Annotated in this window: 24 protein-coding genes and 3 riboswitches; of the genes, 9 read left to right on the plus strand and 15 right to left on the minus strand. The window is 40.8% G+C overall.

All coding sequences use genetic code 11. From position 1 onward, the window contains the following. Window positions 1-15: 15 nt before the first annotated feature. The 6 genes from ABC374_RS18585 to ABC374_RS18610 form a co-directional block, all read right to left on the minus strand. Window positions 16-201: a sporulation protein Cse60 gene (locus ABC374_RS18585; RefSeq protein WP_048682016.1), complete on the minus strand. Its 186-nt coding sequence runs from the start codon at window positions 199-201 to the stop codon at window positions 16-18. 64 nt (window positions 202-265) lie between these two features. Continuing rightward, window positions 266-1,348 carry a tartrate dehydrogenase gene (locus tag ABC374_RS18590; RefSeq protein WP_350299799.1) on the minus strand — a complete coding sequence of 361 codons (1,083 nt, stop codon included), beginning with the start codon at window positions 1,346-1,348 and terminating at the stop codon, window positions 266-268. A 265-nt stretch (window positions 1,349-1,613) separates the two neighbouring features. Next, entirely contained in the window at window positions 1,614-1,925 is a 312-nt protein-coding gene (locus tag ABC374_RS18595) for a rhodanese-like domain-containing protein (protein ID WP_034309364.1), read from the minus strand. A 161-nt stretch (window positions 1,926-2,086) separates the two neighbouring features. Next, entirely contained in the window at window positions 2,087-3,115 is a 1,029-nt protein-coding gene (locus ABC374_RS18600; protein ID WP_413019377.1) for an NADH:flavin oxidoreductase/NADH oxidase, read from the minus strand. Between the two features lie 166 nt (window positions 3,116-3,281). Continuing rightward, window positions 3,282-4,124, minus strand: a complete 843-nt coding sequence (locus ABC374_RS18605; protein ID WP_413019378.1) for an aldo/keto reductase — start codon at window positions 4,122-4,124, stop codon at window positions 3,282-3,284. Window positions 4,125-4,299: 175 nt separating this feature from the next. After that, window positions 4,300-5,505 carry an MFS transporter gene (locus tag ABC374_RS18610; protein ID WP_413019379.1) on the minus strand — a complete coding sequence of 402 codons (1,206 nt, stop codon included), beginning with the start codon at window positions 5,503-5,505 and terminating at the stop codon, window positions 4,300-4,302. A gap of 188 nt (window positions 5,506-5,693) precedes the next feature. On the opposite strand from ABC374_RS18610, the gene ABC374_RS18615 reads away from it, so the two are divergent. Both ABC374_RS18615 and ABC374_RS18620 read left to right on the plus strand, forming a co-directional pair. Beyond that, the gene (locus tag ABC374_RS18615; protein ID WP_063232600.1) at window positions 5,694-6,065 is read left to right on the plus strand and encodes a winged helix-turn-helix transcriptional regulator; all 372 of its coding nucleotides are present in this window, start codon (window positions 5,694-5,696) and stop codon (window positions 6,063-6,065) included. Window positions 6,066-6,569: 504 nt separating this feature from the next. Beyond that, window positions 6,570-7,721, plus strand: coding sequence for a CAP domain-containing protein (locus tag ABC374_RS18620; protein WP_413019380.1), 1,152 nt, complete (start codon window positions 6,570-6,572; stop codon window positions 7,719-7,721). A gap of 90 nt (window positions 7,722-7,811) precedes the next feature. On the opposite strand, the gene ABC374_RS18625 is transcribed toward ABC374_RS18620, so the two are convergent. Beyond that, window positions 7,812-9,005: a nucleoside transporter C-terminal domain-containing protein gene (locus ABC374_RS18625; protein WP_101223498.1), complete on the minus strand. Its 1,194-nt coding sequence runs from the start codon at window positions 9,003-9,005 to the stop codon at window positions 7,812-7,814. Window positions 9,006-9,170: 165 nt separating this feature from the next. Further along, a riboswitch (purine riboswitch) is annotated at window positions 9,171-9,271 on the minus strand. 255 nt (window positions 9,272-9,526) lie between these two features. Between ABC374_RS18625 and ABC374_RS18630 the strand changes: the two genes are divergently transcribed. Continuing rightward, window positions 9,527-10,231 carry a DUF421 domain-containing protein gene (locus ABC374_RS18630; protein ID WP_413019381.1) on the plus strand — a complete coding sequence of 235 codons (705 nt, stop codon included), beginning with the start codon at window positions 9,527-9,529 and terminating at the stop codon, window positions 10,229-10,231. A 103-nt stretch (window positions 10,232-10,334) separates the two neighbouring features. On the opposite strand, the gene ABC374_RS18635 is transcribed toward ABC374_RS18630, so the two are convergent. Further along, entirely contained in the window at window positions 10,335-11,081 is a 747-nt protein-coding gene (locus ABC374_RS18635; RefSeq protein WP_350299804.1) for an alpha/beta hydrolase, read from the minus strand. A 310-nt stretch (window positions 11,082-11,391) separates the two neighbouring features. Between ABC374_RS18635 and ABC374_RS18640 the strand changes: the two genes are divergently transcribed. Then, complete coding sequence (locus ABC374_RS18640) at window positions 11,392-11,712, plus strand: PadR family transcriptional regulator (RefSeq protein WP_413019382.1); 321 nt, start codon at window positions 11,392-11,394, stop codon at window positions 11,710-11,712. A gap of 361 nt (window positions 11,713-12,073) precedes the next feature. Here ABC374_RS18640 and ABC374_RS18645 read toward each other — a convergent pair whose 3' ends face one another. After that, window positions 12,074-12,223 carry a hypothetical protein gene (locus ABC374_RS18645; protein WP_413019383.1) on the minus strand — a complete coding sequence of 50 codons (150 nt, stop codon included), beginning with the start codon at window positions 12,221-12,223 and terminating at the stop codon, window positions 12,074-12,076. A 21-nt stretch (window positions 12,224-12,244) separates the two neighbouring features. After that, entirely contained in the window at window positions 12,245-12,787 is a 543-nt protein-coding gene (locus tag ABC374_RS18650) for a VUT family protein (protein ID WP_413019384.1), read from the minus strand. 50 nt (window positions 12,788-12,837) lie between these two features. After that, window positions 12,838-12,880: riboswitch (PreQ1 riboswitch) on the minus strand. A 284-nt stretch (window positions 12,881-13,164) separates the two neighbouring features. On the opposite strand from ABC374_RS18650, the gene ABC374_RS18655 reads away from it, so the two are divergent. Both ABC374_RS18655 and ABC374_RS18660 read left to right on the plus strand, forming a co-directional pair. Continuing rightward, a complete protein-coding gene (locus tag ABC374_RS18655) occupies window positions 13,165-13,614 on the plus strand; it encodes an SRPBCC domain-containing protein (RefSeq protein ID WP_413020393.1) in 450 nt (149 codons plus the stop codon). Window positions 13,615-13,642: 28 nt separating this feature from the next. Further along, complete coding sequence (locus ABC374_RS18660) at window positions 13,643-14,083, plus strand: SRPBCC family protein (protein ID WP_413019385.1); 441 nt, start codon at window positions 13,643-13,645, stop codon at window positions 14,081-14,083. 179 nt (window positions 14,084-14,262) lie between these two features. On the opposite strand, the gene ABC374_RS18665 is transcribed toward ABC374_RS18660, so the two are convergent. Together ABC374_RS18665 and ABC374_RS18670 are read right to left on the minus strand one after the other, a co-directional pair. Then, window positions 14,263-15,234, minus strand: a complete 972-nt coding sequence (locus ABC374_RS18665) for an HD domain-containing protein (protein WP_350299808.1) — start codon at window positions 15,232-15,234, stop codon at window positions 14,263-14,265. A 45-nt stretch (window positions 15,235-15,279) separates the two neighbouring features. After that, window positions 15,280-15,564, minus strand: a complete 285-nt coding sequence (locus ABC374_RS18670) for a hypothetical protein (protein WP_350299809.1) — start codon at window positions 15,562-15,564, stop codon at window positions 15,280-15,282. A 237-nt stretch (window positions 15,565-15,801) separates the two neighbouring features. Here ABC374_RS18670 and ABC374_RS18675 point away from each other — a divergent pair, with 237 nt between their 5' ends. Beyond that, window positions 15,802-16,371, plus strand: coding sequence for a TetR/AcrR family transcriptional regulator (locus ABC374_RS18675; RefSeq protein WP_413019386.1), 570 nt, complete (start codon window positions 15,802-15,804; stop codon window positions 16,369-16,371). A gap of 50 nt (window positions 16,372-16,421) precedes the next feature. Next, window positions 16,422-16,769, plus strand: coding sequence for a DUF4260 domain-containing protein (locus ABC374_RS18680; protein ID WP_413019387.1), 348 nt, complete (start codon window positions 16,422-16,424; stop codon window positions 16,767-16,769). A gap of 44 nt (window positions 16,770-16,813) precedes the next feature. On the opposite strand, the gene queE is transcribed toward ABC374_RS18680, so the two are convergent. From queE to queC, 3 genes are read right to left on the minus strand one after another with little or no spacing between them, the layout of a single operon-like run. Next, complete coding sequence (gene queE, locus ABC374_RS18685) at window positions 16,814-17,542, minus strand: 7-carboxy-7-deazaguanine synthase QueE (protein ID WP_350299812.1); 729 nt, start codon at window positions 17,540-17,542, stop codon at window positions 16,814-16,816. Continuing rightward, complete coding sequence (gene queD / locus ABC374_RS18690; protein ID WP_101223055.1) at window positions 17,535-18,005, minus strand: 6-carboxytetrahydropterin synthase QueD; 471 nt, start codon at window positions 18,003-18,005, stop codon at window positions 17,535-17,537. The genes queE and queD overlap by 8 nt, the downstream gene beginning before the upstream one ends. Next, on the minus strand, window positions 18,005-18,670 hold the full coding sequence (gene queC / locus ABC374_RS18695; RefSeq protein WP_350302923.1) for a 7-cyano-7-deazaguanine synthase QueC: 666 nt from the start codon (window positions 18,668-18,670) through the stop codon (window positions 18,005-18,007). Before queC ends, queD begins: the two co-directional genes overlap by 1 nt. A gap of 55 nt (window positions 18,671-18,725) precedes the next feature. Beyond that, window positions 18,726-18,768, minus strand: a riboswitch (PreQ1 riboswitch). Between the two features lie 185 nt (window positions 18,769-18,953). Between queC and ABC374_RS18700 the strand changes: the two genes are divergently transcribed. After that, the gene (locus ABC374_RS18700; RefSeq protein ID WP_413019388.1) at window positions 18,954-20,633 is read left to right on the plus strand and encodes a methyl-accepting chemotaxis protein; all 1,680 of its coding nucleotides are present in this window, start codon (window positions 18,954-18,956) and stop codon (window positions 20,631-20,633) included. The last annotated feature ends 130 nt before the right edge of the window (window positions 20,634-20,763 follow it).

The raw sequence follows: 20,763 nt of genomic DNA on the forward strand, positions 1-20,763 counted from the left end.
CGGGCCATCCGGCCTTTATTTTTTTTTATAGATGATCATCGCACTGAAACAATAGATCTGTTCCTCTTCCTCTTCACCTGTAGTGGCGACATTGTATTTGATATCGACGATTTGATTATCACGAATGTCTTCAAGGAAAAAGTTCATTTCATCCTCTAGATCCTTTTCATGCTCATAATCAAATAATTTCACTTGTATCATCGGCTCTCCCCGCCCTTTTACTATAATGATAGTTATTGTGCAGGATGCCCATTTTTCAAAAATCTTATACTTGATTTGTTTGTAAAGCGGATATTAATGCAACCACTTCATCCCCGACTTCTTCTGTAGAAGCTGTCCCGCCCATATCAGGGGTTAGCGCCTTTTTATCGACCATCACCTGTTCGATCACGTCCAACACTTTAGCACCCCAAACCTCATGCCCAAAGAAATCGAGAATCTGACTGGCGGACCATATGGCCGCAAGTGGATTGGCGATGCCTTGATGTGCTATATCCGGGGCTGAACCATGGATCGGTTCGAACATCGAAGGATAAATCCGTTCCGGGTTTAAATTGGCACCGGCCGCCAGTCCCATCCCCCCTGCAATCGCAGCACCTAAATCGGTGATGATGTCACCAAACAAATTGGAGGTGACAACGATTTGAAACCGTTCGGGCTGCTTGACAAAATACATGCTCGCCGCATCGACCAGATAGGAATTCGTTTCTACATCCGGAAACTCCTGTCCAATTTCTTCAAAAACCTGATCCCAAAAAACCATTGAATAATTCAATGCGTTCGCCTTGCTTATACTCGTTAGCGTCCTGCCCGTCTTACGTGCAAGTTCATACGCATAACGGATGATCCTTTCCGTTCCTTTTCTTGAAAAGACCCCCGTCTGCAGGACGACTTCTTCCGGCTTGCCTTTAAAAAGCCAATCACCGGCACCGGAATATTCCCCTTCACTGTTTTCACGTATGACAACCATATCGATTTGGTCACGAGTCACGTCTTTTAATGGACAGGGTGCACCTTGAAGCAATTTAACGGGTCGAACATTCACATATTGGTCAAATCCCTTTCTGATTTTCAGCAGAAGTTCACGTAAAGAAATATGGTCCGGGACACCAGGATAACCGACTGCCCCAAGATACACAGCGTCAAACTTCATCAGTTGTTCAAGTCCGTCGTCGGGCAGCATTTTGCCGTGCTCAAGATAATATTCACAGCCCCATGGAAAATAGGTGAACTGGAAAGAAAAATCTCCGGCAATTGAAGCCACTTCTTTAAGGACCTTTACACCCTCATCAATCACCTCAGGGCCAATCCCGTCACCCGCAATGACCGCTATTTTATGAACATTCATTATCCAACTCTCCTTTTCTATATTTTCTGACTTCAGCACCCTAATTTTAACATATAACTTTTGCGTCCCCGTAAGGAGAGGTTCATACAGAAAAAAGAGCCCTTTCAGATGAAAGGACTCTTTTTTTCACGCCTTCAAATATGCGCGTCTTCCGCATATTCACGGCATTGTGAACAAACCATGATCTTTTTTCTTTCTTCATTCAAATAAACCGTCACATTCCTGGATTTACGCTTACAAAAGTAACAGGTCTTTTTGAGGAACCTCACTTAACGATGACTTCGCCGTCCCATTCAAGCATTCCGCCAACCATGTTTGCCACTTTATATCCTTGTTCCTGAAGATAATGGCATACATTTTCACTGCGGCGTCCTGAACGGCAGATAAAAATATATTCTTTTTCTTTATCAAAATAGTCAAGGTTTGCCGGGATATCATTCATGCGAATATGTTTCGCGCCTTCGATCATTCCCTCTTGCACTTCTTCGTCTTCACGAACATCGACAAGTTCCATCGCTTCTCCTGCCTCAAGCTTAGCTTCCACTTCTTCAGTTGTAATGATTTTGATTTCTTCCATAATTAGCACCTCGAATTATCGTTTGATTTATCTTTTTCATTATAGCAAAATTTCCAGTTAAACATCACGTAATGGATTTCCTGATGAAAATTCCCTCATGCCTGATTGTAAAAACGCCGGCGAATATAATATTCGCCGGCGTTTTAAAGCATGAATTCGTATTAATGCTTGAATCCCAGTATATATTGTTCAGGTATCTCCGTTTTTTTATTCAAAGTCTTAGATGCTTCCAATGCCCAATAAGGGTTTCGCAGCATTCCTCTGCCGATGGCAACCAAATCTGCTTCTTCATTGCCAATGATGGAATTTGCAAGAATCGGATCATCTAATCGACCTACAGCAATAACCGGAATATCCAAGGCATTTTTGATTTCCCTGGCCAACGGAGTTTGATAGCTAGCATGGGTACCAGGTCTTCCGTCTGCTCCAATCGGGCCTTCTCCTCCAGAGCTTACATGGAACATATCGACGCCTGCTTCTTTAAAGACTTGTGAAAATGCAATACTTTCTTCAATACCATATCCGCCTTCAACGTATTCTTTTGCAGAAATGCGCATGATTAAAGGCATGTCGGCAGGCATTTCGCTTTTCACTGCTTTAATGACTTCCACTCCGAATTTTGTCAGGTCTCTTCCATATTCATCATCACGTTTATTCGTAAGCGGTGATGTGAATTGGTGAATTAAATACCCGTGTGCACCATGTACTTCGATTACGTCAAATCCTGCTGTAACAGCCCTTCTGGCCGTTTCCCGGAATTTATCGACCATTTCCTTCACTTCTTCCGTTTCTAAAGCTCTTGGTGTTTTGAACGTTTCATCAAACGCAATGGCTGATGGGGCCACCGGAGTTTCGGCATCCTCCGCTTTACGGCCTGCATGGGCAATTTGTATCCCGATTTTTGCACCGTATTGATGAACTTCCTTAACGATGTTGGAGAAAGCTCCAATTTGGTCGTCGGACCATAATCCAAGATCGCGATTCGAAATGCGACCATCAGGCTCCACATCGGTCATTTCCACTATAATTAATCCCGTGCCGCCTACTGCCCTGCTTACATAATGTTGCTGGTGCCAGTTTGTTGGTATACCATCTTCCGCTTCGACGGAGTATTGGCACATCGGCGGCATGACGATCCTATTTTTAAGTTCAAGTTCTTTTATGCGATAAGGTGAAAATAAATCATTCATAATTTTTTATCTCCTTTTTCATATAATGCATGCACATGCATTTATATCATCTCAGTAATACTGTGTCAACTAATCAGATTCCCGAAGCTGTCAGTGTAAAAATGCCGGTGCGGGACTCAAATAAAAAAAGAAGAACGGGTATCCCGTCCCTCTCCTTCCTACGTGATTAAAAGTCGAAATTATCAGGATCTGGACCAACACGAAGATTCTGGTTCAATCCATCAATTTGGTTCATTTCTTCTTCCGTCAATTCGAAATCAAATACAGATGAGTTTTCTACAATACGATGTTCCTTAGTGGATTTAGGAATCGTTACAATCCCATTTTGTAAATCCCAGCGCAAAATAACTTGTGCAACAGATTTGCCATGCTTGGTTGCAATAGCTTGTAAAACCTCATTATCAAGAAGTTCACCTTGCATCAAAGGAGACCATGCTTCAAGTTGTATTCCTTGTTCCTTACAGAATGCCTGAACTTCTTTTTGAGTTAAACGCGGATGGCATTCCACTTGATTGACCATCGGCTTCACTTCTGCATCTTCCATTAAATCTTTTAGGTGGTGAATCTGGAAATTGCTCACACCGATCGCTTTCACTTTTCCTTCTTTATATAGAGTTTCCAACGCTCTCCAAGCTTCTTTATATTTTCCTTCCACTGGCCAATGGATAAGATATAAATCCAGGTACTCCAAGCCAAGTTTCTGTAAGCTTTTTTCGTAAGCTGCAATTGTCGATTCATAGCCTAAATCGGCATTCCAGACTTTGGATGTTACGAATAAGTCTTCCCTTGAGATTCCAGCTTCTTTTAAGCCCTCACGAATCCCTTGTCCAACCCCTTCTTCATTTTCATAGATGGCAGCCGTATCGATGCTGCGATAACCATGTTTAATGGCCACTTTAACTGCATTTACCAGCTCCGGTCCTTCTTCCACCTTAAATACGCCCAATCCGAACCAAGGCATTTTGACGCCGTTATGCAATGTAGTTGTATCTTGTAAGTTTTTCACCATAATACTCTACCTCCAAATGATTGTTTTTATAGATTGTAATGCGCTTTTAGTATCAGTATCATTACATCCCTTCAAGGAACCTTCCATCATTCGCTGAAGGGATGCAATGATACTTATGTTATCGATACTCTATACGCATAGCATGCTTTTTCTAACATGCATCACTTTTTTAATCCTATGCTATCTTGTCCGTTCCCTTGGTCCGGTCTTTACTTTCCAAGGCCCGGCTCCAGCCTGTTAAAATCACTGCTGCAAACACCATGACTCCACCAATCCACGCTGTATGGATCAATCCGATCGAATCGGTAATCACCCCTCCTAAGTAGGCACCAATGGCGATTCCCGCATTGAAGGCGGCAATATTGATGGCTGACGCCACGTCCACTGCACTCGGCACGAAACGCTCCGCTAACATGACGACATACACTTGAAGCCCCGGAACATTCATGAATGCAAACAATCCCATTAAAATGATCGTAATTAAACCAGCTATCTTAAACGGTGCCGTGAAGGTCAAGACCACCAGTACAATGGCTTGTATAAGAAACATATAGAATAGGGCATTAATAGGATTGCGATTGGCCAATTTCCCGCCAAGGGTATTTCCTATTGCTATGGCTACTCCATATACTAGCAAAATCAAGGCCACAGTTCCTTCTTTAAACTCTGTTACTTCCTGAAGTAATGGCGACAGGTACGTGAAGACAACGAATGTACCTCCGTATCCTAACGCTGTAATGATGAATACTAACAGCAAACGTCCATTCGTCACCAATTTGATTTGGTCACGGAACGTCGTCCGTGCAGCTTTTCTTAAATCGGATGGGACAAGGATGCCATTTCCGATGAAAGCGATCAGGCCGATTGCCACAATGATGATGAAAGCGAATCTCCAGCCGAATTGCTGCCCGATGAAGGTTCCAAACGGAACTCCGGTCACCGTTGCCACCGTTAGACCTGTGAACATGATGGCGATGGCACTCGCCCTGCGGTTTTCAGGGACCAAATCAGCCGCAATCGTAGCGCCGATCGACATGAAAATACCATGTGCAAGCGCTGAAATGACACGTGCGATCAATAATACACCGACCGTGGTCGCAGAAGCCGCCAATGCATTTCCGATAATGAACACGACCATTATCCAAAGCAATAAAGTCTTTCGCGACATATTCGATGTAAGGGATGTCAGGATAGGTGCCCCGAACATGACCCCCAAGGCGTATAGTGATACCGTCAATCCCGCCGTCGTGACTGTAATGTGTAAATCTTTAGAAATGAGTGGTAATAATCCCACGCTGATGAACTCAGTTGTTCCAATTGCAAAGGCGCTGATCGCTAAAGCGAGCAATGCCCATGTACTTCTATTTTTATTTGAAATCATATCCTCTTCTCCTTCTTGTTGTTTTGTACTATCATTGAAATTGCCTAAGCAACTTTTTTTATAAATGGTACAGTGGAATTCGGTGTGCAAATGTTATTATGAGATATATTACAAATAAAAAACAGTACGTACTTTAAAGTAATATAGGTACCTTAAAGTTCCTATAAAATAAGGAGAGTATGCAAATCATGCAAAAAAAGAAGTACAATATATCCGTTGAAGCAACACTGGAAGTACTGGGCGGGAAGTGGAAATGCGTAATCCTCTGCCATCTGACCCACGGAAAAAAGCGGACTAGTGAATTGAAGCGCCTAATGCCGAACATCACCCAAAAAATGTTGACTCAACAATTGCGGGAGTTGGAACAGGACGGTGTCATCAATCGGATCGTTTATAACCAAGTCCCCCCAAAAGTGGAATATGAACTAAGTGAGTATGGACAAAGCCTCGAAAGTATCCTATCCGCACTATGTACATGGGGGGAAAACCACATAACAAGGGTGTATGGTGATAAGTTTTCCGTTCTAGAGGAAAGTGTCTTGAATGATCAATTAAAGTAATCCTAAATGAAAAAGATTAGCGCAATGGCTAATCTTTTTTTGTTTATAAAGAATTCTCCTGATTTAACTAATAATGAAAGCTAGCCCCAAAATCCCATAAATTTCACCTTCGTAAGGCACCTGTTTTATCCTTCTTTCTTTTTGGTATAATATGTAATATTACATCATTTAAAGTGTTTATTTTTTAATCGAAGAAGTATAATGGTGTAACCAAGGAGTGTCGGGATAGCCGGAACAATCATTTCGAGCATTGTAAACGGCATATATATAAACATAGGTGTGAATCAGTATGGCTGGCTAGGATCGATTGCGATACTGATTTTATTATTCGTCTGGTATAGAAATAAACTTCAGTTCAGTGGCTGGTACTCGGAAAAGGGAAGGAAAAGCTTCCAAAAACGGCCTCACAAATACTCATTCTGTGTTCACTATTTTTGTTATGTGCCCCACCTGGTGCCGATGACCTTTCATTAAACGGGATTTTATATCCTGGATAGAGCAGGAGTGAACGATTTGCGGAAATTGTTTAATATTGTGGTCCTCATACTCCTACTCTCTGGATTATGGTATGGATATGGTAAAGATATTCAGGAGTCTGGATTCAAAGCGGGGGTTAGTGCCTTTGTATCAGATGTTCGTTCCTTTATAAACGGGCCCGAGGTTTCAACCGCGTTGGAAAAACTGAGTACTGGAGTCAGCAGCCTGATTGGTTCGCTGACGGAAACATTGGATACCGCTTCTGAAAAAGAATCGCAGGAAACGGAAAAAGTGAAAAAACCCGCTCTGGAAGCACCTGCTGATGCATCCTTCTCAGTCCGTAATATCGAAATTGGCGACACGAAGGATGATGTAGAAAAATTGGCTGGTAAAGCTAAACGGAATACGCGAAATGAATATGGCGTAGACTGGTTTGCCTATCACGAAAATTATCAAAACTTCTTCATGGTTGCCTATGATAACAACAATAAAGTTGTTGGTTTATATACGAACCAAGATTTGATTTCCTCAAAGGAAGGCATTAAACGCGGAACTCCCAAAGAAACCGTGACTGGGAAAATGGGGGAGCCTGTAACAAAACTGCTTAAAGGAAACGTCTATTACCAGATTCGAAGTGACAGCGGCGAATACGATATGTTTGAAATGGATAATAGCTATGTGACCATTTTTTATGACAAACATGAGAAAAATACAGTCACGGCAATCCAAATCATCGACGCAAAACTCGAAAAGCAAAAGAGCGGCTATTTTGCAGAAGCCGGTCCCGGATTAAAGAAGGGCTTTGAATATCAATTATTCGATTTGACCAATGCCTCACGGGTCAATCATGATCTCTCCGTGCTATCATGGGATAAACAAGTGAAGGTCACTGCACAGGATCATAGTTCAGATATGGCCGTGAATCAATACTTCAACCATACAAACCTTGAAGGCGAATCCCCTTTCGACCGGATGGAAGATGACAAAATCAATTTTCGAATGGCTGGGGAAAACCTGGCTGCCGGTCAGAATAGCAGTATCTATGCCCATGAAGGCCTAATGAATTCCATTGGACACAGGGAAAACAAATTACAGAAGGATTTTGAATCGCTCGGTGTCGGAGTTGCCTTCGATGAGGAAGATAAACCATATTATACGGAGAACTATTTGACGAAATAAACGAAAAAGCTGTGCATGGGAAAATCCTGCACAGCTTTTTTCATACAAGTGAGGGCATCCATTTATAAAAATGGATGCCCATGTTTTAAATCACCAAACGAATAATCCAACGACCATGGCACTTAGCAAGGAAACAGCCATCCCGCTAACCAACAGCTTCCAAACATTCCTTCCGATAATGTTCGACTTCTCATCATTGAGGATGGAATTGAATGTTCCATAGATCATGCCCACTGTACTGAAGTTCGCAAATGACGTCAGATAAGTGACAGCCACAGCGACTGTATGCGGAGGCAGTGTACTGACTTTATCTTTTAAATCGAGCAAGGCAACGAACTCATTCGTTGCAAGCTTGATTCCCATCAATTGAGCGACATACATGGCATCATGTCCAGATAATCCAAGCAAGAATGCAAATGGACTAAAAATGACAGAGAAAATCTTTTGAATGGTCAATCCATCCACGAAGAAACCGAAAATGCCGTTTACGCTGGCCGTTAGCGCCACATAGCCGATAACCATTGCCATGATGACGAAGACCATTTTTGCACCAACCAGCATACTGTTGGAAATGGTGGAAAAGAAATCTTTACGTTCTTCTTTAGAAGGTACATAAACGACGTCTTCTTCTTTACTGACATCGACGGGATTCAGCATGTTAGCTATCAGCAAGGCATTTAAGCAGTTCAAAGGTATCGCTACAAAAACATAGGTTGCCGGTACCATGGACAGGTAGGCTCCAATGATTGAACCGCTAATGCTGCTCATGCTCATGATTCCAAATGTCAAAAGACGCTGATCCTTAATCGCACTGAGTTGAAGGCGGAGTACGGCAAGTGCCTCAGTATTTCCTAGGAACATCATCTGAATCGAAAAGAAACTCTCAAGTTTTGGCAAGCCGGATACTTTTGAGATGAGCCATCCCACTTTATCAATGATCCAGGTAAGTATACCGAAATACGATAAAACATCAAAAAACGTGATAATGAAGATAATTGGCATCAATGCGCTGAAAAAGAAATCCACTTGTTCATTTGCCATAAGCGAAGGAAAGACAAAAGAAATCCCTTCATTCGCACATTCAATCAACCAGGTGAAGAATGAAGCGATCAGATTGATGACCCACGCCCCTATTTTTGTCGATAACATGAACCATGTGATAAGCAATTCAAGAACCAGCAAGGTAAGAATCGCTTTCCACTTTACGTTCCTTTTATTAGGTGAACAAAGGTAAACGATGCCCATTACAACTAAAACACCTAGTATATTCAATAAGAAATACATGCTTTCATCCCCTTTGGCTATATCATTTCCCATTCGTTTTTTTTATATAAAAAGCCCTCACCTTTTTACACCTTCAGCCGCAGGAAGAAAGTGTGAAAAAGTAAGAGCCTTCATTCAAACATGTTATTTGGATCACAAGCGAACCAACATAAACCTGTCCATCTCTTCTATTTCATACTTCCTTGTAGTCCGGCATTACGGCTGCCAGGTAGAAACTATCAGACCATCGTCACTGATATTATACAAGGATATTTTTTAAATAAATTTCTTAGGAAAGATATCATTTTAAATCAGTTTAATTTTAATTACAATACGTTATAAAGTTGTTATATTAATATAAATTTTTTGAAAACAGTCAAGAAAGTCTTAGAAGGACCGATGTTGGGTAATACTTAAGAAGGAGTTGGCTTAAATTATAAACGGCCCATCTAAAGAGGTCTTTAAATAAGCTTCCCAGTTGTTTCAATTCATCCTACTGACCATTACATCTCCTTTGCAGGAAATAAGGACGTGAATTTTTTGTGGACTTTTTTAATAGCCAGGAAACTCTTACTGCAATCCAGTGGACTTTAAGAGCCATTATATCCTTCTTCTTCTTACTTTTTTCGGTTAAATTAATGGGGCAACGGTCCATTTCCCAGTTAAGATTACTTGATTTCATAATGGCATTAATTATTGGAAACATTCTTGCCCACCCTTTGTCAGATGAACAGTTAGGTTTGAAGGGCTCAATGATTACGACCTTTGTTTTAGTGATTTTATATATAATTAGTGTGTTTACGGGTCTTAAGTGGGGCAAAATCCGAAGGTTTTTTGACTCCGCCCCCTTTCCACTTATCGAAAATGGACAAATCATTTACAAAAGCTTAGCAAAAGCCCGAATCTCCATCGATTTTTTATTATCGGAATTAAGAAAAGAAAAAGTCGAAGATATTCAAAAAGTGTCCCTCGCACTATGGGAACCGGGTGGTACCATTTCATTGTTTTTATACGCTCAATATGAAGCAGTAACCCCAGCAGATATGCACCTAGAAACAAATGCCTTCGCTTTTCCTAAAACGATTATTAAAGAAGGGAAGATCGATTCTAAAGAATTGAAGCGGGGCGGCAAAGACGAAGCATGGCTTAAAAACAGAATCAAGATAAAATATAATGCCGATGTGAACGATATTTTATTGGCAACTCTTGATAATAACGATAACTTAAAGGTCTTTTTCTACAAATAGATTTTCAGCCAAAATAAAATCCCCTCAAGCATTGTGTTAAAGCCTACATATGAATGCAGGCTTTACACAGGTTCAACTTAAAGGGGATTTATAAACTCGCTTATTACTCCGACCAATTCAGTGTATTCAAGAACTTATACACATCTTCATACACCTGTTCACGTTCTTTGCCCAATGTGATAATATGACCTGATTTTTCATACCATATCAAGTGTTTATGCTGCGTATCGACTTCATTGAAAATCGCTGTTGCACTCTCCGTATAGTCGGGATCATCCAAGCGCCCTTGTAAAACAAGAGTTGGTGATGTGATTAAATCTAAATTTTCACCTGTCTCATTAATAATATTCAGCACATCTTTTAGTTGAGGCATAGGCTCTTCTTCCAGCAGCTTCACTTCTGCAGCAATTTGGTCTGCATCTTTGCCCTCAAATTTCTTATAAGCCTGTGCATAATTGAGCAAGCGGTTCTTTTGTCGATCGATACTTTTCCCTTGCGTCGGAGCGCACATTGAAACTACGCCTTTTACAGGCAATTCAATTCCCACTTTTAATGAGAACACTCCTCCTAAAGAAATTCCTACAACAGCAATTTCTTCATATCCTTCTTCTTTAAGGAATTTATAGCCATTAACTACATCTTCCCACCATTCCTTTGGACCAGTCTTAACGAGTTCCTCACCAGACACTCCATGCCCTCTATAAAGAGGTCCGTGGCAAGTATAGTCGAGATCATTCAAGTATTTCCCTAATTTCTTCATATCTCCTGTACTTCCGGTAAACCCGTGAAGTAAAAGAACAGCTCTCTTTCCACCAATATATGTGAATGGCTCTGGTGCTTTCACTTTCATCTATCTAGGACCTTCTTTCTTTGCTCTTGTTGATAAATAGAATCTAAATGATTTTCGAAAAAAAATCAATTAATACCCCTTGAGTAGGGATTCTTCTATCCTATTCCGTATTTTCATTAAAACAATTAAATCATGTATATAGTATCCTTACCACACTCTTCACAACTCATCCGTTCCGAAGCACATTTTACTATGATTAAATTTATTTAGCAATCGTCATTTAACCATTTTTTTTAAGAAAAGTAAAATGCACCTTGTGATACGATGTACAACGTATTACACTTTAAAAATGAAAAGGAGGAGAATTTATTTGGATAAAGAATTAATGAAGGGAAGCATTGACCTCCTTTTGCTTTCACTTCTTTCACAAAAAAAGCTATACGGCTATGAAATCACGAAGATCTTGAAGGAAATGAGCATGGGCAAATATCAAATAAGTGAAGGCACCCTCTACCCCGCCCTTAAACGGTTAGAAAAAAAAGAATTCATAAAAGGCCATTGGCAAGAGTCCGAGTCAGGCCGCAGGAAATATTATCATGTCACCGAAAATGGACAAACCGAACTTGAGCGGAAACGAGAATGCTTTTACTTCCTCGAAAAATTAGTTCGGAAAAGCACAGAGCAATTTTAAACAAAATACAAAGCTTCCTAGCCCCATTAATGGAATGGTGCAGGAAGCTTTTTTGATGTTTACTCGGGAATTCGGCCTGCACTCATAATTTCGCACTGTTTATTGGTGAAATTCGTGTTGCTCTCTTGATTTTGCACATTTACTCGTGAATTTCGCACTTTTACTCGTGAATTCGTTCTGCATTCTTAATTTCGTGTCGTTTACTTGTGAATTCCGCACTTTTACTCGTGAATTTCGCACTTTTACTCGTGAATTCGTTCTGCATTCTTAATTTCGTGTCGTTTACTTGTGAATTCCGCACTTTTACTCGTGAATTTCGCACTTTTACTCGTGAGTTACTCCGTTCACGCAAAAAAAGGACCTAATTTGGTCCTTTTTTGTCAATTCCTTTATGCTTGCGATAATTGGCGCAGGAGAGCTTCATACATTCCCCTTGAACATGCGCCCCATATTTTTCACGAAAGGTCTCGAGACAATAGCATTTATCTTTTTCTTTTTTGGTTCCATCCATGTAGTGCATCCCTCCTGGCATTTAACTGGAGACTACACGTTTCTCCAGTTCTACGTTGATTCGTCCCAAAAGTACGGCACCTATTGACTGAATGACGGTTTTCACGATGATTTGGCCGGTAATCGCAGCGGGTACTGCTTCCCATGGCAATATATTGGCACCCAATGGACTTAGACCAATCACGACAAATATCACCGAATCGAAAAACCCTCCAACGATTCCGCTGTAAAACACCCTCCAACTCATCGGGAGCTTTAAACGGGTATAAATTTCCGTGTCCGTCGTTTCTGCGACCATGAACGATAAGGCAGAAGCAAATACAATCAATAACGTATCCCCTAATAAAAATGATACACACGCAGATAAAATAAGTGCAGTGACGATACATATATAGGTCTTTGCGCGGCCGAATTTATTCTGGACCAGATCTCGGAAGATGAAGGTTCCCCCGATGAGCAATGTCCCCATCGGAATGATGAACATGCCAAAATGTAATGGCGCAAAAGCTGCTGTAACCACATTCGCCGTGATGATGGATACTAAATACAATAAAATTCTTAACATTTCTTAATTCTCCTTATACAGAAAAAACAGCACCCTAAGAAAGAGCACTGTTCTCCTTAGTTTTTTTGAGAGGGTAGCTAGAACCTCTTCCGCCCGAGCGGATTATCATTTTTCCTTATTTATCGTAGCTTGAAAGCGATTGGAAATCAAGAAGTTTCCATACGGCCCTTTTATGTCACGGAGAATCCGGTTTTAGCAATGCACTTCAACTCTTCTTCAATGCAATGACTTTGCCGATTTCTGTCGCAAAAAACTGCTTGACCGGCTGTATATGAAAGCCGACAATCAATGATAGAGTTAGGTTACGATCTTGATATCTTATTTGGCGAGGAGGAAAAAGAATTATAAAAAAAACTACGTTTGTCTATCCTATTTATATCGCAACCACACCAGAGAAGCTTTGGGAAGCCCTGACGAGTGGTGAAGTCACGAAGAAATACCACTTTGGATTGCAAGTACAGTCTGACTGGCAAAAAGGTTCAAGCGTCAAATATATGCTGGAAGATGGGCGGATTACTGATCATGGGAATGTACTTAAGTGTGAGCCGTTGCACCTGCTCTCGTATACATGGAACATGGCAGGAGACGAAACACCTCGCGAGCAGCCTACACGGGTCACTTTTGAATTACAGAAAATGGATGATTCGACTTTAAAGTTAACGCTTAGGCATGAGGAGCTTTTGGAGACAGATTTCGTATATGATGACAATACCTTTGAAGGCTTGAATAATGGTTGGCCAGCCATTCTGAGTAACCTGAAGAGCTTGCTTGAAACTGGAAGGACCCTGCCGCCAATATCAGTAGATTGGGATAGTGGAATACAATAAAAACAAATCGAAAGAGAGTTGATTTAGTATGGATACCCAAATAATTACGAAATTTAAGATAATCAAGCCAGCTAATGAAGTGTTTGAAGCCATAGTGAATCCTGAAAAAATCGGGAATTTCTGGTTCTCATCGAGTTCGGAAAGATGGGAACAAGGCCGGACGCCTACATTGAGATACAACGAATACGATGCTGAAGTGGTTATTAATGTAATGGAAGTCGAGGAAAATAGGAAAATCGTGTTTGCGTGGGGCGGAAATGATCAAGAAACGGTTGTTACCATTACACTAAAAGAGTTGGATAATACGAGTACAATTATTGAAGTAAACGAATCAGGTTTGAGTGAAGACGACCCTGAAATAATAAACAAAATGATCGGACAAAAGGAAGGTTGGGTTTATACATTAACCTGTTTAAAGGGTTATTTGGAAAATGGCGTTAATACTTTGAGAGCATCATTAGTTTTTTAATTATTAAAGGATGCTGGTTCAGATATATAAGGCATCCGTTAATCAAGCTCCTTCCTGGATGTCGATTGTCTAAATCAACTAATTTTTAAACGGGAGGAGACTTAGATGTTTCCGGAAAAAAACTCAAGGATGAATAACACCCTTGAGTTTTTGACTTTCCGTATGGTTTGACACGAAATTCAATCGGAAATCACTTTTAGATACATGCCCTTTGAAGCTTTTTTGTAGGCTTCAATTCCCATTTTCTTGACTTTGTCTGATAAACTGGATGCTCTTATTAATTGGGTTCCTTGAATAACGGAAGGATCAATGAGCCGCACTTTATTTTTCAGATAAAAATCGTAGTCCACTTGATTTTTTTTCACCTTTACGTTACCATGGATCCGTTTTAACAGATTTTGCACTTCATGGTCTTCAGTCAAGCTTAACAAGGACATGACTTCCTCATCTGTACCAAGTAAGTCATCAAGGCTGATCAGTTTTTTAGCCAAAGCCAATTTTAAGGTCTTTGCCAAAATTCCATAGCCATATATATTAAGCGGTTCCATGAAAAAATCAATAACTTCGCTATAATACGTTTTCACAAACCATTCAGCCGATTCAATATTATCCAGATACATCCTTCCATTTATTATGATTACATGGTTTAGAAAGTCATGAACGGATTCCAGTGTGATATGTCCATATTGATACATATCCCGGAGAGTATAATCTACCCGATCGGCACATAACTCAGGTGCTGGCTGTTCAAGCAATTCCCATTTTGATTGAAAAACATCTTCACATTCATATCCATACCTCTTCAGTATTAAGGGGATTTCGGATTCCATAATGACTTGTTCATATATTTTTTCATGATAATCTTCATCCTTACAATCCAGAACGAAATCAATTACATGTGAGAATGCAGTGTGGGATACGTCATGCAGCAAGCCCGCGATTTGTTCCTCCAATGACCCACCAAGCTCTTTTATTAAAAGCATCACACCAATTGAATGGTCAAATCGTGTGACATCCCACTTCTCATTAACTAAATAACTTGCCCCGCCTTGATGTATCCCCTTCAATCTTTGGACCGGTTTGCTTACTATCAGCTCTTCCAGAACTCCCTCTACAATGTGTTCCCCATAGATACTATCCAAAACTATCAATAACTGCCGCCTCCCCCATTAGTTACTCATTACAGGTAGGTGATTTCACTGATTTTTTTCTGTAAAAATTATTTCCCCCTTTTGATTTTGCTCATATTGCTTTTTTACCAATTTTTCCAATTCCTCTTCATCATTCAAATCGATATCACCCGGATTGTCCTCATCAACTCCCTCTATGATCATCATTTCATTTATTATTACCTGATCTCGTGGATACACTTTAAAAAAGTCTTCTACAGGTTTCTTTTTATCTTTATACGGTTTAGTGAATAAAAAATAGCCGGTCAGGACTATGGTAATTGAAGCAAAAATACCGAATTTCTTTTTCATTTATTCATCCCCTCAACGCTCTAATAATACCCTTATAATACCATATAAGGGTATTAAAGGTACAAAATAAGTCAAACACTGCAATGTCCTCAATCCTCCCCTTTGCAACACTGGTGGAATTCCGCTTCACCGAATGGTAAAGTTTAGGGATTTATCATTCGATCTAATATTTGACATTTGGAAATCAGTGAGCTATCATCCTAATTAACCAGTGGTCAATAAATAGGAGGTGTCAAGATGTCGCCAAGGAAATCGGCAGGTAAAGAATTATCCAGGGAAATGGTGTTGAATGAAGCTAGAAACCTTTTCGCAACGTTAGGGTATTCGAATGTCTCAATGAGGCAATTGGCTAAATCATTGGATTGCAGCCATGGAGCCATTTATTATCATTTTAAAAATAAGGCGGAAATATTTTACAGTTTGGTAAAAACGGATTTTTCCGTTTTAAATAATTTAATCGATGATATCATCATGTCGGAAAATGACCCTTCTATAAAAATGGAAAAGATTTTATTATGCTTCTTGGAGTTCGGTTTAACCCAACAGAATCATTATTCCATCATGTTTTTATCGAAGGAAAAAGAAATTCAGCAGTTACTTCAATTTGATTCTAATAAAACATATGAAAAGCTAATCCAGTCCCTGACGGACCTAACGGACAACAAATTGAATCCTGCATCCATATGGTCGATTTTTCTTTCTCTTCACGGATTCATAACTTTTTATATTAATTCTGAGCTAACTTATCAAGATGTAAAAGGCTTAGCTTATTTTCATGTAAAAAATATCATCAGGAACATCATATAATTTTTTGAATATTATTGACCATTGGTCAAATAAACTTTGGAGGTTTTAATATGGTAAAGAAATACCTTCATATTGAAGGGCTCATGGTCTTTTTAGCGGTGATTTACATCTATTCGTTATATGAATTCAGCTGGTGGATTTTCCTTCTATTGATTTTATCGCCTGATGTTTCCATGCTGGCCTATCTGATCAATGATCGGATTGGAGCAAGGGTTTATAACTTATTTCATACTTATATCCTGTCCATCTTCACGATTTTGCTATCCATTTTCCTAAAGTCGGATGCATTGATGCTGATTGGTTTAATTTGGACAGCGCATATAGGAATGGATCGCTTATTTGGATATGGCCTTAAATACACATCATCCTTCAAAGCTACACATATACAAAGGTTGTAATATGCTTAAAAGGCAGTGTGATTAAACATCACACTGCCTTTACTTTACACGCCCCGCTTGTTTCCCCATATATAGGTATGCAGCTGGGGCAGGACTTTCACATCATTCAATTCATCATCTACTATCACTTTATCAATTAACTCTTCGTACTTCTTCAATAGGCCGCTGATCAATTGACGATCATCCGCCGTCCGGCTGTCGTCATTGCCGACCTGCAGATAAAAAGGAATATCCGGGTAACGCCCATGTACATGTTTGGCATATTGATAATCTTCCTCGTTAAAGACGACGATCTTCAATGAGACATGGTTTTCAGGATTTCGATTGGCAAGGTTCGAGATGATTTGGTCGAGCACCGTAAAGTCCGTGTTCATTCCAGAGCTCGGCGGCTTAGGTGAAATAGTCAGTTCATCAATATCGAGAAACCAATCCTGCCATCTGCTCCCTTGGGTTTCGACACCTATTTTCATTTTATTTTCATGTAAGATCGCTATCAAGCCGTTTAGGTTTTTCAGCAGAGCCGGGTTTCCTCCTGATATCGTCACGAAGGAAAAACCAGAACCCCCAATACGCTTCAGCTCATCCCATATTTCTCTAGCAGTCATCTGGACGGTATCTTCCTTACCGGTGCCATCCCAAGTAAATGCGGAATCACACCAGGCACACGAATAATCGCAGCCGGCCGTCCGAACGAACATGGTTTTTTGGCCAATGACCATTCCCTCTCCTTGGATGGTCGGCCCGAAGATTTCCATAACAGGGAGTTTACTCACTTTCCATCCACTCCCTTCTGGCTTCGGCATAGCTTGTCGGCGTTTCGTACAGTCGAACAAATTCGACTCTAGCACCCTCATATTCTTTTAATGAAAGGGATTCGGCCATTTTTTCATAAATCCAGACAACCATATTTTCAGCTGTTGTATTCATGAGCGGCAGGGTTTCATTCAAATAACGGTGATCCAGGTGGATTTCAATTTCATTTTTCCATATATCCTTGATGTCCCCAAAATCTATCATCAACCCTCGTGAATCTGTATACCCGCTTAATCCGAAAATGACCTTATACGTGTGGCCATGCAGGTTCTTGCATTTCCCTTCATAATCATGCAGATGGTGTGCCGCATCAAAGGTGAATTCCTTACTCACGAGAACCCTCTTGTTTGTATACTTCAATTGGCTGCGCTGAATATCTTCATCTATTTTTTGGAGTTTATCCACTATCGTAAAACCGTACATCATGAAAGCACCTTCCGTCTGCTTACATAGTCATCCAGTCCTTTTTTCCGCAGATTACATGCCGGACAATCTCCACAGCCGTCGGAGATGATTCCGTTATAGCAAGTCAGGGTCTTTTCGCGGACAAAGTCGAACGCGCCTAGCTGATCCGCTAGCTCCCATGTTTCCTCTTTATTAAGCCACATTAGCGGCGTATCAATCACGAATGACTGGTCCATCGACAAGTTCAAGGTCACATTCAATGATTTAATGAATACATCGCGGCAGTCCGGATATCCGCTGAAATCCGTTTCACAGACACCGGTGACAATATGTTTAGCGCCAATCTGACTCGCCAGCACTCCGGCAAACGAAAGGAACAGCAAATTCCTCCCTGGTACGAACGTCGACGGCAATTCCCCTTCTTCTCCGTCCGTCACCGCAATATCACTTCTCGTCAGCGCATTTGGTGCCAGTTGGTTCAGCAGCGACATGTCAAGGATATGATGGTTCACGCCCAATTCCTTGGCAATGTTTTGAGCACATTCGATTTCCAAGCTATGCCGCTGATTATAATCGAACGTCACCGCTTCCACTTCCTCAAATCTCTCCATCGCCCAGAACAGGCACGTCGTACTGTCCTGACCTCCACTAAACACAACCACTGCCTTTTCTTTCTTCTTCATTTCTATAAAACTCCTTTTTACGGAAAAAAACAGCACCCTAAGAATAGAGCACTGTTTCTCCTTAGTTTTTTTGAGAGGGTAGCTAGAACCTCTTCCGCCTTAACGCGGAATATTATATTTTTCCAAGTCAATAGTAACTTGAAAACGATAAGAAATCAAGATGTTTATATTAAGAGAACATTAGACCTGATGGAAAATTTGGTTAACTTTTCATTGCTTAAATATCCTTTTATTTATCCGATAAAACAGTGTGAATAAAATATCGATAAAGGGGTCCAATAATTTGAAAAGCATTAAAGCAAAGGTATTGGTGGCATTTTCACTCATCATATCTTTATGTGTCATCTTAGGAGCATTCAACATTTATAGCAGCAACAAGTCACTGGTTTATTCCCAGGATATCATCGAAAAGGAACTTCCGCTTCTTATCCAAGACGAAAAGCTCCTATACAATCTAGCACAAAGAACCGCATACGCCCGGGCCTATATTCTTTATGGTGACGAGAGTTATAAAGAAGGGTTCTTACAATATACTGAAGAAAGCCAGGTCATCCAGGAGGAACTCCTAGCCTTAAGCGATTCTGATAAAGCGAAGGAATTGATCGAGAAAAGCGTGGATTGGAGGACGATGATTGTAGATCGGGTATTTACACAATATGAAAAAGGAAATGAAGAACGCGCTAAAGAGATACTCAAAAATGAAGTGGCGCCAATCAGCAATGAAGTAATGGAGGGTTTCAAGGAGCTTGCTTCGGAACGCGAGGAATTGATTGTCGCTTCTGGTGAAACCGTCATCGCCAGCGGGAAATCGGTTAAGACGACAAGTATCATCATATCCATTGCGGCAGTCCTTATTGGCCTTGTCCTTGCGGTTGTTACAGCCAACCTCATTACCACCCCCCTCCTTAAAATCAGGGATAGGATGAAAATGGTGGCTGCAGGAGAGCTGAATCATGAGCCCCTGGAGCAAAAGTCAAATGATGAAATGGGCGAACTAACGGTATCCGCCAATCAAATGCAGAAAGACCTTCGTGATACGATCGAAAAAATGCTCAGTGTTTCGCAATCCGTTTCCAACCAAAGTAAAGATCTGACTCAATCAGCAAATGAAGTCCAGCAGGGCAGCAAACAGATAGCGACTACGATGTATGAACTTTCGGAAGGTTCGGAGTCACAAGCCAACCGGGCATCTGAAATGGTTCGCATCATGGATGATTTCACCGGCAGGATTAAGCTTGCCCACCTAGAAGGGGTGGATGTAGCTAACAGTTCAACCGAAATCCTTTCCTTGACCAAGGAGGGCACCACTTTAATGCGCAGTTCGGTCCAACAGATGCAAAGTATTGATGGGATTGTCAAAAATGCCGTAGAGCAAGTGAAAGGGCTCGATTCTCAATCACAGCAAATTTCGCAGCTTGTGCAGGTCATCAAGGATATATCCAATCAAACCAATCTATTGGCGCTGAATGCAGCCATAGAAGCTGCTCGTGCTGGTGAACATGGCAGGGGCTTTGCCGTCGTCGCCGATGAAGTGCGGAAACTCGCTGAAGAGGTCACACACTCCGTTGGGGATATCACCAGTATTGTCTCCGCCATTCAAACAGGTTCAAAAACGGTCGTCCACTCCCTGGAAGATGGTTACACACAAGTGGATGAAGGCACAAAACAAATTACGCTCACAGGCCGAACCTTTGAAACAATTAATCATTCTGTCGGGAATATGGAAATGAAAATACAGCATATAACAGACGAATTGAACTATATCTCCACAAATAGCCAAAAAATCAATCAGGCTATCGAAGATATCGCAGCCGTTTCTGAAGAGTCCGCGGCAGGAATCGAACAAGTCTCCGCCTCCGCTCAGCAATCCAGCTCTTCGATGGATGAAATCACGAATCATGCCAGTGAAATTGCATCCTCGGCAGAACTGCTCACTGAACAGGTTAAGAAGTTCCAATTATGACACTAGCAATTTCCCGAATGCGGGAAATTGCTTTTTCCCTTCCATTATAATGTTGTTTCATTTTCGTTTATTCGGGGAATAAATAACTATACACAATAATAAACCATTAAAAAACGAATCTATCAGAAGC

Source organism: Peribacillus phoenicis, from assembly GCF_047238085.1.
Taxonomy (GTDB): Bacteria; Bacillota; Bacilli; order Bacillales; family DSM-1321; genus Peribacillus.

What these genes read in the sequence shown, in the direction of transcription:
- ABC374_RS18585 (WP_048682016.1), bottom strand. Translation starts at nt 201, where the DNA reads ATGATACAAGTGAAATTATTTGATTATGAGCATGAAAAGGATCTAGAG.
- ABC374_RS18590 (WP_350299799.1), bottom strand. Translation starts at nt 1,348, where the DNA reads ATGAATGTTCATAAAATAGCGGTCATTGCGGGTGACGGGATTGGCCCT.
- ABC374_RS18595 (WP_034309364.1), bottom strand. Translation starts at nt 1,925, where the DNA reads ATGGAAGAAATCAAAATCATTACAACTGAAGAAGTGGAAGCTAAGCTT.
- ABC374_RS18600 (WP_413019377.1), bottom strand. Translation starts at nt 3,115, where the DNA reads ATGAATGATTTATTTTCACCTTATCGCATAAAAGAACTTGAACTTAAA.
- ABC374_RS18605 (WP_413019378.1), bottom strand. Translation starts at nt 4,124, where the DNA reads ATGGTGAAAAACTTACAAGATACAACTACATTGCATAACGGCGTCAAA.
- ABC374_RS18610 (WP_413019379.1), bottom strand. Translation starts at nt 5,505, where the DNA reads ATGATTTCAAATAAAAATAGAAGTACATGGGCATTGCTCGCTTTAGCG.
- ABC374_RS18615 (WP_063232600.1), top strand. Translation starts at nt 5,694, where the DNA reads ATGCAAAAAAAGAAGTACAATATATCCGTTGAAGCAACACTGGAAGTA.
- ABC374_RS18625 (WP_101223498.1), bottom strand. Translation starts at nt 9,005, where the DNA reads ATGTATTTCTTATTGAATATACTAGGTGTTTTAGTTGTAATGGGCATC.
- ABC374_RS18635 (WP_350299804.1), bottom strand. Translation starts at nt 11,081, where the DNA reads ATGAAAGTGAAAGCACCAGAGCCATTCACATATATTGGTGGAAAGAGA.
- ABC374_RS18645 (WP_413019383.1), bottom strand. Translation starts at nt 12,223, where the DNA reads ATGGATGGAACCAAAAAAGAAAAAGATAAATGCTATTGTCTCGAGACC.
- ABC374_RS18650 (WP_413019384.1), bottom strand. Translation starts at nt 12,787, where the DNA reads ATGTTAAGAATTTTATTGTATTTAGTATCCATCATCACGGCGAATGTG.
- ABC374_RS18660 (WP_413019385.1), top strand. Translation starts at nt 13,643, where the DNA reads ATGGATACCCAAATAATTACGAAATTTAAGATAATCAAGCCAGCTAAT.
- ABC374_RS18670 (WP_350299809.1), bottom strand. Translation starts at nt 15,564, where the DNA reads ATGAAAAAGAAATTCGGTATTTTTGCTTCAATTACCATAGTCCTGACC.
- ABC374_RS18675 (WP_413019386.1), top strand. Translation starts at nt 15,802, where the DNA reads ATGTCGCCAAGGAAATCGGCAGGTAAAGAATTATCCAGGGAAATGGTG.
- ABC374_RS18680 (WP_413019387.1), top strand. Translation starts at nt 16,422, where the DNA reads ATGGTAAAGAAATACCTTCATATTGAAGGGCTCATGGTCTTTTTAGCG.
- queD (WP_101223055.1), bottom strand. Translation starts at nt 18,005, where the DNA reads ATGTACGGTTTTACGATAGTGGATAAACTCCAAAAAATAGATGAAGAT.
- queC (WP_350302923.1), bottom strand. Translation starts at nt 18,670, where the DNA reads ATGAAGAAGAAAGAAAAGGCAGTGGTTGTGTTTAGTGGAGGTCAGGAC.